General features: G+C 68.6%; 12 protein-coding genes, 1 tRNA gene and 1 pseudogene. 6 read left to right on the plus strand and 8 right to left on the minus strand.

From position 1 onward, the window contains the following. From C1J00_RS06230 to C1J00_RS06240, 3 genes are all read right to left on the minus strand, one after another. Window positions 1-764: ATP-binding protein (locus C1J00_RS06230; RefSeq protein WP_102908028.1), on the minus strand; the 764-nt coding region annotated here is incomplete at its 3' end. Beyond that, the gene (locus C1J00_RS06235) at window positions 761-2,551 is read right to left on the minus strand and encodes a Mu transposase C-terminal domain-containing protein (protein ID WP_342751680.1); all 1,791 of its coding nucleotides are present in this window, start codon (window positions 2,549-2,551) and stop codon (window positions 761-763) included. The genes C1J00_RS06235 and C1J00_RS06230, both read right to left, overlap by 4 nt. A gap of 98 nt (window positions 2,552-2,649) precedes the next feature. Continuing rightward, complete coding sequence (locus C1J00_RS06240; protein WP_102908029.1) at window positions 2,650-3,408, minus strand: TnsA-like heteromeric transposase endonuclease subunit; 759 nt, start codon at window positions 3,406-3,408, stop codon at window positions 2,650-2,652. A 169-nt stretch (window positions 3,409-3,577) separates the two neighbouring features. Here C1J00_RS06240 and C1J00_RS06245 point away from each other — a divergent pair, with 169 nt between their 5' ends. The 5 genes and pseudogenes from C1J00_RS06245 to C1J00_RS06265 all read left to right on the plus strand — a co-directional run bounded on the left by C1J00_RS06245 (window position 3,578) and on the right by C1J00_RS06265 (window position 6,079). Continuing rightward, window positions 3,578-4,372, plus strand: a complete 795-nt coding sequence (locus C1J00_RS06245; protein ID WP_102908030.1) for an SPDY domain-containing protein — start codon at window positions 3,578-3,580, stop codon at window positions 4,370-4,372. A gap of 105 nt (window positions 4,373-4,477) precedes the next feature. After that, window positions 4,478-4,936: a hypothetical protein gene (locus tag C1J00_RS45075; RefSeq protein WP_180989435.1), complete on the plus strand. Its 459-nt coding sequence runs from the start codon at window positions 4,478-4,480 to the stop codon at window positions 4,934-4,936. 99 nt (window positions 4,937-5,035) lie between these two features. Further along, window positions 5,036-5,251 carry a hypothetical protein gene (locus tag C1J00_RS06255; protein ID WP_180989436.1) on the plus strand — a complete coding sequence of 72 codons (216 nt, stop codon included), beginning with the start codon at window positions 5,036-5,038 and terminating at the stop codon, window positions 5,249-5,251. After that, window positions 5,248-5,415 (plus strand): annotated as a pseudogene (locus C1J00_RS46450) (phosphorothioated DNA-binding restriction endonuclease family protein); the annotation flags it as partial. The gene C1J00_RS06255 and the pseudogene C1J00_RS46450, both read left to right, overlap by 4 nt. Beyond that, window positions 5,381-6,079, plus strand: a complete 699-nt coding sequence (locus tag C1J00_RS06265) for a PE-PGRS family protein (protein WP_342751681.1) — start codon at window positions 5,381-5,383, stop codon at window positions 6,077-6,079. The pseudogene C1J00_RS46450 and the gene C1J00_RS06265, both read left to right, overlap by 35 nt. Here C1J00_RS06265 and C1J00_RS06270 read toward each other — a convergent pair. From C1J00_RS06270 to C1J00_RS06285, 4 genes are all read right to left on the minus strand, one after another. Continuing rightward, window positions 6,009-7,262, minus strand: a complete 1,254-nt coding sequence (locus tag C1J00_RS06270; RefSeq protein WP_245936225.1) for a hypothetical protein — start codon at window positions 7,260-7,262, stop codon at window positions 6,009-6,011. The genes C1J00_RS06265 and C1J00_RS06270 overlap by 71 nt on opposite strands. A 568-nt stretch (window positions 7,263-7,830) precedes the next feature. Continuing rightward, window positions 7,831-7,904: transfer RNA gene (locus C1J00_RS06275), tRNA-Pro, on the minus strand. A 47-nt stretch (window positions 7,905-7,951) separates the two neighbouring features. Continuing rightward, entirely contained in the window at window positions 7,952-8,722 is a 771-nt protein-coding gene (locus C1J00_RS06280; RefSeq protein ID WP_102908032.1) for a Pr6Pr family membrane protein, read from the minus strand. A gap of 87 nt (window positions 8,723-8,809) precedes the next feature. After that, on the minus strand, window positions 8,810-9,748 hold the full coding sequence (locus tag C1J00_RS06285; protein ID WP_102908033.1) for a metallophosphoesterase: 939 nt from the start codon (window positions 9,746-9,748) through the stop codon (window positions 8,810-8,812). A gap of 160 nt (window positions 9,749-9,908) precedes the next feature. Here C1J00_RS06285 and C1J00_RS06290 point away from each other — a divergent pair, with 160 nt between their 5' ends. Next, window positions 9,909-10,373 carry a GatB/YqeY domain-containing protein gene (locus C1J00_RS06290; RefSeq protein ID WP_102908034.1) on the plus strand — a complete coding sequence of 155 codons (465 nt, stop codon included), beginning with the start codon at window positions 9,909-9,911 and terminating at the stop codon, window positions 10,371-10,373. A gap of 318 nt (window positions 10,374-10,691) precedes the next feature. Here C1J00_RS06290 and C1J00_RS06295 read toward each other — a convergent pair whose 3' ends face one another. Beyond that, window positions 10,692-12,983, minus strand: a complete 2,292-nt coding sequence (locus tag C1J00_RS06295) for a transglycosylase domain-containing protein (protein WP_102908035.1) — start codon at window positions 12,981-12,983, stop codon at window positions 10,692-10,694. Window positions 12,984-13,109 lie beyond the last annotated feature (126 nt).

Consider the following 13,109-nt stretch of genomic DNA (forward strand, 5'->3'; position numbering starts at 1 on the left):
GAGGGGATCAGGGTAAAGCGGCCCGCGATCTGGGCGCCGCGTGTCCCGGACAGCAGCCCGGATTCGCCGATGTCGATGCCGGCATAGACGAAGGTGGCGGGCAGACGTTCGGAGAAGTACTTGAGGGTGTCGGCGACTTCGGCGCCGTGGCGGCTGGTGAGCGAGATGTTGTGGAGTTCGTCGACCAGCACCAGAGCGGTGCGGGTATCGGTGCAGACACCGACGACAGCCTCGATGATGTCCGTCATGTTCGAGCGTGCCCGCACCGGCAGGCCCAGGAAGCGTGCGAACTCGGTCGCGATCATGCGGGCGGTCGCGGCGGGCGGGACGGTGACATAGACGACCGGAATCCGGTGTGTGGCATGAGGATGCCGGGCCCGGTCCAGGAGTTCATGGGAGAGCCCCAACTGCGTGATGGCGATGGTCTTTCCGGTTCCCGCCGGGCCGGAAACGATCAGCCCGCGGCGGGCGCTGATCGCGTGCCGGTTCAGCAGCACCAGACGACGGCCGCAGATCGCCGTCCGCTCGACGAACGAGGTGGCGACGGTGAGCATCCGAGCGTGATGGTCAAGGCGGGACTCGTCATAGAGATCCCGCTCGGCTGGGTTCATCTGCTGCCAAGCACTGCGCGACGCCAAGACCGGGGGAGTGGGTGGGCCGTCGATGAACCTGCGCCATCCAGTCAACGTGTTCAGCTGCCGGTCGGCCTCGGCGTCGGTCTCCTGCAGCACGTGGCGTCGGGCCGCCGGTTTGGAGATGGTCACGTGCGCCTCCAAGGATCGGCCAGCGGGTCAAACAGGCCCAGCGGGATGACCTCTGCCAGCGCGGAGTCCGCCGTCTCCTCGGCCACGGGCTCGCTCTCGGCCGGTGGATCAGGGATCTCCCGGCTCGGGGCGGTCGCTCGGGTGCGGGCTGCAACCCGGCGATCCTTCCTTGATCGTTTGACCGGAGGGTGCTCCTCGCCGACAGGGCCGTCGTGGGCGCGCTTGAGCAGGGCGGCTGCCGCTTCCGTGATCTGGATTTCGCTGCCGTTCGGATTCTGCTGGCGGGCGTGATCCCAGGCCATCTCACCGAACGGGACGCCGACGCGGTGCAGGTGCCGCCAGAACACGGTGATCCACCGGTCCCTCTCACCGCGGCGGTCGCGTACCCAGATCCGCGAGATGTCGTAGGGGTCGTAGTGGACCTCCCACAAGCCCTTCTTCTCCGCGACCCCGGAGTGCTGACGGCGTAGCGGGTTCAACTCCGGGCTGTCGTAGGTGCGGCGCTTGATCCGGATGCCGTAGGCGTTGATCGCGTGCCACCGCTCCGGCAGAAGCTCGACGTAGTCCTCACCGCTCAACGGGGCCGGAACGTAGCCGCACGACTCCAGCAGCATCGCGTACTTCTCGTTCGGCGAGAACGCCCGCTTCGGCGCGCTGGGATCGCGCAGCGCGTCGTGCGGCCGGTTCTGCCAGACCGTGACGATCCACTCATCCAGCAGGTCCTGCAGCTCGGGCAAGGACCACAGCGGTCCGTCTTCCACATGCCGGCCACGGCGGTCGATCGAGCGGCCGGTGTACCCCGCGACGAACTGCGCGAACAGCGTCGCCACCGATCCCAGCGTCTTCTCGATCACGCCCTTCTCGAAGGGCGACGCCTTGTGCGTCGGCTGCAGCGAGACGCCCAAAAAGCGGCAGGAGGCACGGAAGTTGTGTGAGATGAACACCTTGCCGTGATCGCAGACGATCGTCTCTGGAACGATCACCGGCCTTGCCGCCGCCTGGTCCAGCCGCTCGTCCAGGGCCAGCAGCCGCCGATGCGGCAGGAGCGACCGGGACATCCGCAGCGCCTGTGGCCAGCCCGGCCGCATCGTCTCCGGTGTGATGCTGCGGGCCAGGAGGGCGGAGGCGTCGGCCGCCTTCGTCGTCGGACGCAGCACCGCCGCCGTGATCGACCTGGACGCGATGTCGACCAGCGCGGTCAGCTCGACCTTCTCCGCGATGCCGTCATCCAGCCGTACCAAAACGTCCAGCGGAGTGGAGTCGATCTGCATCAGCTCGCCCGGCGCGATAGCCGGGACTTCCCCGAACGGGCCGGCCGGACGCGCTTGCAACGAGCGGCGTGTCCTCGCCGAACCGGTCGCGTGCGTGCCGACCGCCAACTTGTCGAACAGTCGATAAAGCGTGCGCTCCGTAGGCAATTCGATGCCATCGGCATCCTCGCGGGACACCAGGATCTCCTTCGTCCGCCAGATGATGAACCGGACCGTCCTTGAGGAGGCATCGGCCGTCTCGGCGATCGCCTGCCTCATCGCCTCGACCACCAACGGGGACATCTGGCCGAAGTCCGGCAGCTTCTTGGCCGACCGGCCGTCCGCCAGCCCGACCAGCCCGTCGCGCTGATAACGCTGGCGCCGCTGCTTGATTCCACTGGCCGTCATCCGATGGCCCGCCGCGGTCAGCTCGGCGGCCTTGGCCCGCTCCCGCTCGGCCAGGCAACGTTGCCGAGGGTCGAACTCCGGCCGCGGCACTGCCCCGTGGGGAGCATCCGGCGGCAATCCGTGCAGCACCTCCAAGATGTGTCCTTCCCACCAACGAGCCTGTTCAGCAGCCTTCTTAGGGAACTCCGCGATCCGCGCCGTCGGCGGGACCCGACGCTCCTCGCTCGTCATCCGGCACTCCCGCCAGCCCGGCGCGCGACCGTGCGCGGCCCGAGCAATTCGATGTCCATCTGTTCGGCCGACAACTCGTGCTTCCACAAGAGGTGGAACAACACAGGCAGCGTCGCGAGCCGGTCGCCAGCCGCATCGGCCCCGGCCATCAGCGGCCCCGGCTGCGAGAAGACCTCCAACAGCCGAGCTGCTACCGGCTCCCGTCGGCAGCGGGGGTGCCGGTAGCGCGACAGCCACCGGACATTCGCCAATAGCACTGCCTCCGGCGTCCCCACCCGCTCGAACCTCCACCCGACTTCCGCGCAGGCTTTGCGCGTCAATTCGAACGCTTCGGCATCCCGCGGAGCGATCCAGTCGTCGGCACGGACATCGACGACCACCGCCGAGCCATCGACCCGGCGTACGAAGAAGTCCGGGGCATGCCGACGCTCACGTTCCCCGTCGTGCCAGTGCAGCCAGAATGGCTGGGACGCTATCCCCACCACAGCAGGATCGAAGTCCATGAGCACCAGCCGGTCCCGCTCCAACCACGACTCGAAACCGACGTGCTGCCCTGTAGTCGCCGCCCAGTACCACCCGGGGAAATGGCGCCCACCCCACGACCACCGAAACGGCCGGACCGGCACCGCGTCTTCGAACCTGGCCGTCGCGCAGTCCAGCAACGGACGACGCCGCTTACTCCCGCGCTTGTCGTCCACACGACACGACACCTCGACGTACGGGGCAGTGCTCTCCACCCCTGTCGATACCGACATTCGACACCCCCAGCGTGATCACCCCTCCGACTAGATTCACTGTCAGAAAAGCCGAAACGACTGAGTTCGCTGTCAAACGCCTCGATTGGATGACAAAGGACAGCTTCTTTCCAGTTCGCTCGGGGCAGACAGGAAAGCCCCGGAAAGGACTGGTGCCCGCCCGCAGACCATGTCAACGTACAACGCCCTGCCAGAGCACCTACCCCCGAAGCCCACGGAGGCGCCCCTGTACCCGCATCACCCCAGCGACTCCCTCCCCGACGACTCGCAGGAGCCGTTGTACTGGGTCAGCCCGCGCCACTTGGCCGGTGACGACAACGCTCTCGCCGAGCAGGTTGGGGCCACCCTGACCGGCCTCGGCTGGCGCATGTGGCCCACCTCCCGCAACACCTTGTTGTACGTGAGCCCGGACGAGCTGTGCGGTGCCGAGTGGATCCTTGCGGCCTACCCGTTCGAACTGGGCGGGCTGCCCGTGGCCTGGCAACTGAGCGCTCGCCCGCATGCCGACTCCGCGATGGCGGAGTGGAACGCCTACTTCACCGCCGGTATGCCGTACGAGGCGCTGGCCGACCTCCTCGTGGCCCTCGACGTCCGCGAGGCACCGGAAATCGGCGTAGAGGAGCCCGAGACGGTCCTCAACGCGCTCGGTGCCCAAGGCTGGGTCCGTGACCTGGACTGCCCACACACCACCGCCATGGACCCCGGGTTCTCCGCCACGGTTTCCCTGGGGCTGCAGCCGCCGCTTGTCCAGGACGCGGATCCCCGCCCTGACTTGATGGGGTGGCAGGCGTGGGCGGAACCCGTTCTCGGCGCCCCATATCTGTGGTGCGCCAGCTTCAGCGCCAGCATCCCCCATGACCTGGTCGCCGCCTTCGCCTCCACTCTGGCCTCGCCGGCCCTGGTGCCCCGCCGCACCCTGCCCAAAGACGCCGAGGGCCGGCTCATGGTCCTCCGCCGCAGCTGACGACCCGCGCCCCGGGAGTGGCTGTTGTGCCGCTCCTCGCCGACCGCCGATTTTTCCGAGCGGCCCGTTCCTCGAACTCGCCGGATGGCAGAGAAGGAGACCCGTATGTTCCGAATATTCCGGCGCCGTGCTCGCGCCGACCGTGAGTTCCGTGATGCCCAGCGTGCGGGCCAAGCGCTGCTGCAGACGCACACCGAAATGCCCTGGCCTGATGCGCCCGGCTCGATCGCTCCTACCGCCCAGGACGCCACGGAGGCTGCGCTGGACTCCGACTTCCTGCCGCCGGAATTTCGGGCGCCGTCCCGCCAGGATGTCGCCGGGTTCATGATGCCCTGGGGCCAGCCGCTCCTCATCGACGGCGAGGTACGTGAGTGTCCCGAGTGCGGCGCCTACCAGAACTGGGTTGTCCTCTGCATGCGCGACGACTCGGTGTGGCTACGGTGCCGTGTCGGCCATACGACGAAGGAGCCGGGACTGGACGCGACCTGGTACAACCGCCACTCCGGTCCGGCCGACCGCTGGCACCCCACCCTTGCGGACGGGCTGCGCCACCTCGGCCACTGACTCCCACGAAACCCCCTGTCCCCTTTCCCCTGCACATCGCCGGCCCCGGAGAGCCGGGTTAGTCAGGCCGTCCACTCCGCACCAACATTGGGGTTTCACATGCGCTTTCCCACCACGACCGCCCTCTGCCTGGGCACCTTGTCCGTCCTGGTCCTGGCGGCCTGCTCCAACGGCAGCACTCGCGCCACGGACCCGACGTCTTCCGCCTCCGCTTCAGGACGCCAAGAGGGCAGGAATGCCCCGGCTGCGGGGCCGTTGTCCTCGGCCGCGTTGAGCAAGCGGCTTCTGGACGAGAGCGACCTGGGCGAGGGCTGAAGCAACTGCTGGTGGAGTACGGTCCACCGCGCGGGACCACACCCGCCTATCCCTTCCACCATCTGGTCAGCGATGGGGTGTGGGAAGTGCGGACCGAGCACGGCGCCGGCAGCCCAGGTTGCCAGCGGTCTGCAGGAGTGGGTCAATTCCGGCTCTCTCGTAGCGCCGTGGGCGGATGTCGATACGTTCCGCGCGGACGACGCGGCGGAGTTGGCACTGGTGGAGTCCTCTCGCCACGTCCGGGGCAGCACGGATTTTGAGGCCGCCCGCATGATCCTCGGATTCGTTCGCCCAAAGAACAGGCTGCGCCTGCGCCGAACGGTGGCGGACGCAGGCGTTCTGGAGCTGAGCCGCCTCGACGAGACTGCACCGCTCATCGGCATGGACGCCGCCGAACTCCGCGGCGACACCATGGTGTTCGAGAACCGCCACGGCATGTACCTGGCCGGGTGGCCGGTCACCGAGCGCATCGCCCGCCACGTGGCCGGACGCCTCGCCGACGAGATCCTTCCGGAGGTGGACCGCAAGCAGCAGGACATCGAGCAGGAGCGTGCGCAGCCCTCCTGGTACTCCTACAGCCGGCGCGACGAGCGCAAGCTGGACGCGGAGGCGGCCGTCCTGCGAAGCGTCCGGGCGTGGTGCGGCCAGGACAAGGCCGACCGCTACGACGAGTTGGTTGCCCTGCGCGCCGAGGTCATCCGGCTCGGAGAGCTGGTCGAGAAGGCGGTCAAGGCCCTACGCGACCGCGGTCACGGCGTCATCGCCTCCACCATTGAGCGCGACCTTGGCGTCCATATCGCCAGCCTTGATCCTGACGTGCGTCGATGAGACCGCGCCACGGATCTGGATCCACCTTGGTCGGTGCCGGCTGTGTAGCGGGCTTCTTCTCCTTCTCCGGCCGGTGTGGGTGCCAGCCGTCGAGGAACGGCCGCAGTTGATCTCCCGTCGGCTCCGCATCGAAGTTGAGAGAAGCCAAGCCCTTGCCGCTGAGGGTGGGGTCGAGCCGGTCGGCCTCCGTCTTCCCCCAAGTCGACCACTCTCGCAGCCTCTCGGCTTCGAGGCTGTCTTCCGACGCCGCGGCGGCTTCATCCAGAGCGGCACAGAACGTCCGGATCTCCCCTGCCGCCTGCCACCGCTCAAGGGCCGTACCGAAGTGCTCGGCCCGTACTGCGTGAACCGCCTTGATCGAAGCCACGCTGACGGTGGCCTCCCACTCGCGCCGCTCGCGTTCCTCCCGCTCAGCTTCTAGGCGCCGACGCTCTGCCTCCTGCCGCTCCCGCTCCTCTCGCAGGCGCTGCTGCTCCGCCTCACGTTCCAGCCGAGCCCGCTCCTGCTCCTCGGCGCGAGCCTTCAACGCCCGGAAGACAGAACCGATCTGCTCCTCCAACGGCTTCTTGGCTGTGTCAGCCCATTCCTTCTTCCAGCCGTAGCTGTAACCCGATTGCTGGCTGACCAGCAGCTCCAGTTCGCCGGACGGCTCGAACTTCTGAGCTGGGGTGACACGCTGCCAGTCGTACGTGCGACGGCCCGGCTGCTTGGGGACGTACCGGACCGGCTTCTGCCGTTCGCGGAGGCCGACCTCGTACGTCCTGCCGTGGACGGTGAGCAGCGGCCTCGGCTGCCTGCGCTTCTTCGACACCGCGATCTCGCCGTGGCGTGCGAGGGCTTCCTCGGCGAGGAGCCGGAGCAGCGAGAGCACCCGGGGGAGGACCTCCTCCGAGATCTCGAAGGCGCTGTGGTCCGCGCTGACTGCGGCGATCACGTCCTCGACATCGGTGATCACACGGCTGCGCGCCAGCCGGATACGGTTCCACTCGGTCTCGTCTTCGCCGGTCACCCGGAGCAGGCCGAGGAAGAAGTCCCCCTTCGTCCGCCCGCTGTACTTCAGGCTGTATCCCTCGGGGGCACACTGCCGGGCCGCGTCGAACGCCCTGCGGTAGCGGGCTCGCTCCTGGTCGCTGGGGTTGGGGATCCGGAGGAACCGCCCAGCCTGCTGTACCTCCGCGATCAAGGCGGCTCCGATTTCCGCCGGCGACGGCTGTGGGGGCTTGGCGGCGCGCTGCGGCGCCGGCCTCGTCGGGGACGGGGCTGTGACTTGCTTCCGCGGGGGAGGGGCCGGCGGTGTCCGTTGGCCGGAGTCCGTTGACCGCTGCCTGCGCTGAGCTGGTTCCGGCCGGTCCGGGTGATGGCCGTGTTCCAGGTAGAAGCGCCCCGCGTCAGTGATCTCCGCCTGCCACTTCCCATCCTGCTTAGGCATGGTGATCAGGCGCCGCTCCTTGAGCGCGCGGGCGGTGAGAGCGAACTCGGGGCTGTCCGACGTGACGGGGTCGGATCCGCCTCCGATGCGGGTGAGGAGCGAGCTGCCGGTCATTTAGTCGATCGTCGTACCGTCTGTTCTCTCCTCGGCACAAGCCGTGGGGTGACTCTTGCGGAGCGCAAGGTGTACTCGAGGCGGAACACCTCTCGCTGGGAGCCGCTCCCCGAAGTCGGCTCCCAAATGGCTCCCAAACTGGGCCCGCAAAGCAAATCAGGCCCGGTGCTGATCTCTCAGCACCGGGCCTGACCTGGTGTTCTAGCTGTCGGGGTGGCGGGATTTGAACCCACGACCTCTTCGTCCCGAACGAAGCGCGCTGCCAAGCTGCGCTACACCCCGATGTCGCTGCTGTCGCGGCGACGACGTTTACTTTAGCCCACCGGTGGCTAGAGACGAAATCCGGTTTTCCCCCGGTGGCGGGTGGGGTTCGGGCGGGCGTGGTCGAGGGCCACGAGGAGCACGGCCAGGGCGTAGAAGGCGAGGCCCAGGAGGAGGGCGTTGCCGAGAACGCGCTTGAAGCCGTCCTGGCCGACGTCCAGGAACGGGTAGAGGTAGCGGTCGGGTGTGCCCGGGAGGAGCAGCTCGCCTCGGATGAGGCAGAAGGTCAGGTAGGTCATGGGGTAGAGGAGCCAGATGCCGGCCTGTCGGAGGCGCATTCGGCCGGGGGGCGTGAGCAGGAGCCAGTCCAGTACTGCCGCGATAGGGGTCACCGTGTGCAGCACTGCGTGGGAGAGGGCGTGGACACCTGTCGGGGCGGCGGCCTCGCCCGTGAGGGGGAAGGGGCTCGCCTCGTTGGCCAGGAGCAGGTGGTGCACGAGGGCCGCGATGACGACGTAGAGCAGCGTCGCTCCCATCACGGCACCCGGCAGGGGCCGGCTCGCCGTCCACGCGCGTCGGGCCGAGAGGGCCATGACCAGCGCCAGCAGCAGGTTGCTCTGGATCGTGAAGTGGCTCAGGATTCGGGACGGGTCGCCGAGGAGCACTTCGAGTGTCACGCCCCCGGCCGCCGCGAGGGCGACCAGCAGGCGGAAGGCCGCGGCCGCGGGGCGGCGGACCGGGGTGACGACGGCCGTGGCGGGCACGGGCGAGGGCTTCAACGCCGGCGGGGGCGGGATCGCTGGAAGGTCCGGGATGTCCCGGGGTATCGGGGCGGTCATGACCCCACGCTGACAGAAGCGGACATAGGGGGCGATGTGGGCGGGGCTGTGCGGGTTACCCGCCCGGCTGCCTACGGTCCCCTCGTGCTACCTGGTCGGGTCCTCGCGACCCACCAGCGTCAGCAACGTGGCCTCCGGCGGGCATGCGAACCGTACCGGTGTGTAGCGGTTCGTGCCGCAGCCCGCCGACACGTGCAGGTACGACGTATTGCCCTCGGCCGTGTGCCTGGACAGGCCTTTCACCCGGTCCGTGTCCAGGTCGCAGTTGGTGACCAGGGCGCCGTAGAAGGGGATGCACAGCTGGCCGCCGTGGGTGTGGCCGGCCAGGATCAGGGGGTAGGCGTCGGCCGTGAAGGCGTCCAGGGTGCGCAGGTACGGGGCGTGTACGACGCCCATCGAAAAGTCCGCCGCCTCGGACGGGCCGCCGGCCACCTGCGCGTAGCGGTCCCGCTTGATGTGCGGGTCGTCCAGACCCGTGAGCTCCACCGAGACGCCCTCGAGCTTGAGCTCGCCGCGCGAGTTGGTCAGGTTGAGCCAGCCCGCCGAGTCGAAGCCGTCCCGCAGGTCCTCCCACGGGTTGTGCACCACGCCCTCGGCCGGCGCGTTGCCGTTGAGCCCGTGGCGGCCCTGGGTCTTCTCGAACAGGTAGCGGGCGGGGTTGCGCAGCTTGGGGCCGTAGTAGTCGTTGGAGCCGAAGACGTATGCGCCCGGGAACTCCATCAGGGGGCCGAGCGCGTCCAGGACCTCGGGGACGCCCTCCGGGTCGGACAGGTTGTCGCCCGTGTTGATCACGAAGTCGGGGCGCAGGCCCGCCAGCGACCGCAGCCAGCGCTGCTTCTTGCGCTGGTCTCCGACCATGTGGATGTCGGAGACCTGCAGCACACGCAGGGGGCGCATTCCCGGGGGCAGGACCGGGACGGTGACCCGGCGCAGGCGGAAGGAGCGGGCCTCGAAGCCCGCTGCGTACAACAGACCGGCGGCGCCAGCCGCCGCGATTCCCAGGGGGACTCCGTATCGCGCGTGCATACGACCCATCGTGTCAGACCCCGGCCGTCGTCCGTGCCCGGGCGGCGCCCGAAATCCCCTGACGGCACCGGTCCTTCGGCCACAGCTCCCTGCACGGCCCACTACGCGGCTTCTTAAATGAAGGGGCGCTCTTCCTCCCGCACCTGCGACAATCGACTCCATGACCACGCTCAAGTCGAAGCTGCAGGACGACCTCAACGTTGCGATCAAGGAGCGCGACGAGCTGCGCTCCTCGACGCTCCGGCTGACGCTCGCCGCGATCACCAAGGAGGAGGTCGCGGGCAAGGAGAAGCGCGTGCTCTCCGACGACGAGGTGCAGAAGGTGATCACCCGGGAGGCGAAGAAGCGGCGTGAGGCGGCCGACGCCTTCGCTCAGGGTGGCCGTGCCGAGCAGGCCGAGCGGGAGAAGGCGGAGGGCGAGGTTCTCGCCGCGTACCTGCCGCAGCAGCTGTCGGACGAGCAGCTCCAGGAGATCGTCGCCCAGGCCGTCGAGGAGGCGAAGGCGGCCGGTGCCGAGGGGCCGCGGGCCATGGGCGCGGTCATGAAGATCGTGAACCCGAAGGTGGCCGGGCAGGCCGAGGGCGGCCGCGTCGCCACCGCGGTGAAGAAGCTGCTGGCCGGCTGACTTGGCGATCGTCCCAGAGGCCCGCTGGCCTGGTGAATGTCCCAGAGCCCCGCTGACCTGCGCTCGCCCCAGAGGCCCGCTGGCCTGGTGATTGTCCCGGAGGCCCGCTGACCGGGCGCCCGGAGGCGCTGCCGGCCGGCTGGCCCTTCAGGCGGACGGGAACGGCCCCCTCTCACCCACGCGGGTGAGAGGGGGCCGTTCCCTTCGGCGCGTTCGGGCACTCCGGGCCGTCTCGGGCCGCGTTCCGGCACGCACCCTCTCACTCACGCCGGCAAGAGGGGCCTGGCCCCGTCGGGCGCGTTCCGGTACGCCCGCGGCTCAGCCGAACCGGCCGCCGTTGCCGTTGCCGCCGCCGTTGCTCTGGCCCCGGATGAAGCCCTCCGGGATGGAGAACGAGGGCGTCGGGAAGGGCTCGCCGCCGCCTCCGCCGTTGTTGTTGCCGCCGACCAGGCCACCGATGAAGCCGTCGTCGTCGCCGTTGCCACCGTCGTCGCGGCCGCCACCGTCGTCGTCCCCGTCACCGCGGTCCCGCGGCTTGCTGTCGGGGATGTGGACGGTGTTGAAGTCCTCGACGGGCTTGCCCTCCAGCGCGCCGGTCATCATGTCGCCCCAGATCGGGCCGGGAACCTCACCACCGAAGACCTTGCTGTGCGACCGGCCGCCGATGGTGATGTTGACCATCTTCCGCTTGTGCGCGGGGTCGCCGACCCACACGGCACCGGCCATGTTCGGCGTGTAGCCCACGAACCAGGCCGCGTAGCGCTCGTCCGTCGTACCGGTCTTACCGGCGCTGGGGCGGCTGCCGAGCCCGGCCTTCTTGCCCGTGCCGTCCTCGACGACGCCCTTCAGCAGCGTGTTGATCGTGTCCGCGGTGTTCTCCGACATGGCGCGCGAGCAGGTCGACTTCGGAACCGGGAGCGACGAGGTCTTGTCCCCGACCCGCCGGCTGACCGACTCGATGGCGACCGGCGTGCAGTACATGCCGCGCGAGGCGAAGGTGGCGTACGCGTTCGCCATGGTCAGCGGGGACATCTCCTGGGTGCCGAGGGCGATCGAGGGCACCTGCGGCATCTTGTCGCCGTCGGCCCGCACGACGCCCATCTTCTTCGACATCTTCGTCACCGGGCAGATGCCGATGTCGCTGATCATCTGCACGTAGTAGGTGTTGACCGACTTGGCGGTCGCCTCCCGCATGTCGTACGGGCCGACCTCCGAGGAGTTCTCGTTCTCCAGCTTGGCCGGGCTGCTGGGGTCGTTCACCCACCGCTTGCCGTCACAGGCCGAGACCGGGCTCGGGTACGCCATCTGGTATGGCGACGAGTACACCTTGTTCGCCGGCATGCCGTCCTCGATGGCCGCGGCGGCCACGATCGGCTTGAACGTCGAACCGGGCTGGTAGCCCATGCCGCCGCCCATCGACTGGTCGACGGACAGGTTGATCTGCGTCTCGTTCTTCTTGAAGCCGTACGGACGCGACTGGCCCATGGCGAGGATCTTGCCGGTGCCGGGCTGGACGAGGGAGGCGGCGGTGGCCACCTCGTCGCTCTTGTAGACGTGCTCCTTGATGGACCGCTGCGCCGCGTTCTGGGCCTGCGGGTCCATGGTCGTGCGGATGGTGAGACCGCCCTGGTTCCAGATCTTGGCGCGCTGCTCCCTGGTCTTGCCGAAGACCGGGTCGGTCAGGAAGACCTCGCGCACGTAGTCGCAGAAGAAGCCCGCGCCCTTGGCCGCCGTGATGCAGCCGTTCTTGGGCTTGCTGACCTTCAGGCCGAGCGGTGCCTTCATCGCGTCGGCGGCCTGCGCCCTGGAGATGTCGCCGACGGCCGCCATGCGCTGCAGCACGGTGTTGCGGCGCTTGGTGGCCTCCGTCTCGTCGTTGACCGGGTCGTACCGGCTGGGCGACTGGACAATGCCGGCGAGCAGGGCGGACTGCTCCAGGCTGAGGTCCTTGGCGGACTTGGAGAAGTAGCGCTGGGCCGCGGCCTCGACGCCGTAGGCCTGCTGGCCGAAGAACGTGATGTTCAGGTAGTTCTCGAGGATCTTCTTCTTGCCCAGCTCCTCCTCGACCTGGATCGCGTACTTGAGCTCGCGGATCTTGCGGCCGATGGTCTGCTGGGTGGCCTGCGCGACCTTGGTCGGGTCGTTGCCCGCCTCCTCGACGAAGACGTTCTTCACGTACTGCTGCGTCAGGGTGGAGGCGCCCTCGGAGACTCCGCCGGTCTGGGCGTTCTTGTTGAGGGCGCGCAGGACGCCCTTCAGGTCGACCGCACCGTGCTGGTAGAAGCGCGAGTCCTCGATCGCGACGATCGCCTTCTGCATGTACGGCGAGATGTCCTTGAGGGGGACCACCGTACGGTCGCGCGAGTAGACCGTGGCGATCTGGCCGCCGTCGGTGTCGAGGATCGTGGTGCGCTGGCTGAGCGGCGGGGCCTTCATGGTGGCCGGGAGGTCGTCGAAGCTCTCGACCGATCCCTTGGCCGCAAGTCCCAGCGCGCCCACCGCCGGCAGCGCGATGCCGGCCAGTACGGCTCCCGCGAGGACACTGACACCGAGGAACTTGGCGGCCTGCTGCGTGGGAGACAGACCACCGCCCGAGCGCTTGTTTGGCATGAGGGCAGCCTACGTTCTCATTCGCCGGACAGGCGTATAGGCCTTGGCCTAAGCTGCTCTCAACTGTCACAGCAGTGAGGTCACGTATCAATACGTCCGGCGACCCCGAATCGTTCTGGGTGTTCC

It is taken from the genome of Streptomyces cahuitamycinicus, assembly GCF_002891435.1.
GTDB lineage: Bacteria > Actinomycetota > Actinomycetes > Streptomycetales > Streptomycetaceae > Streptomyces > Streptomyces cahuitamycinicus.

What these genes read in the sequence shown, in the direction of transcription:
- C1J00_RS06240 (WP_102908029.1), bottom strand. Translation starts at nt 3,408, where the DNA reads ATGTCGGTATCGACAGGGGTGGAGAGCACTGCCCCGTACGTCGAGGTG.
- C1J00_RS06245 (WP_102908030.1), top strand. Translation starts at nt 3,578, where the DNA reads ATGTCAACGTACAACGCCCTGCCAGAGCACCTACCCCCGAAGCCCACG.
- C1J00_RS45075 (WP_180989435.1), top strand. Translation starts at nt 4,478, where the DNA reads ATGTTCCGAATATTCCGGCGCCGTGCTCGCGCCGACCGTGAGTTCCGT.
- C1J00_RS06255 (WP_180989436.1), top strand. Translation starts at nt 5,036, where the DNA reads ATGCGCTTTCCCACCACGACCGCCCTCTGCCTGGGCACCTTGTCCGTC.
- C1J00_RS06280 (WP_102908032.1), bottom strand. Translation starts at nt 8,722, where the DNA reads ATGACCGCCCCGATACCCCGGGACATCCCGGACCTTCCAGCGATCCCG.
- C1J00_RS06285 (WP_102908033.1), bottom strand. Translation starts at nt 9,748, where the DNA reads ATGCACGCGCGATACGGAGTCCCCCTGGGAATCGCGGCGGCTGGCGCC.
- C1J00_RS06290 (WP_102908034.1), top strand. Translation starts at nt 9,909, where the DNA reads ATGACCACGCTCAAGTCGAAGCTGCAGGACGACCTCAACGTTGCGATC.
- C1J00_RS06295 (WP_102908035.1), bottom strand. Translation starts at nt 12,983, where the DNA reads ATGCCAAACAAGCGCTCGGGCGGTGGTCTGTCTCCCACGCAGCAGGCC.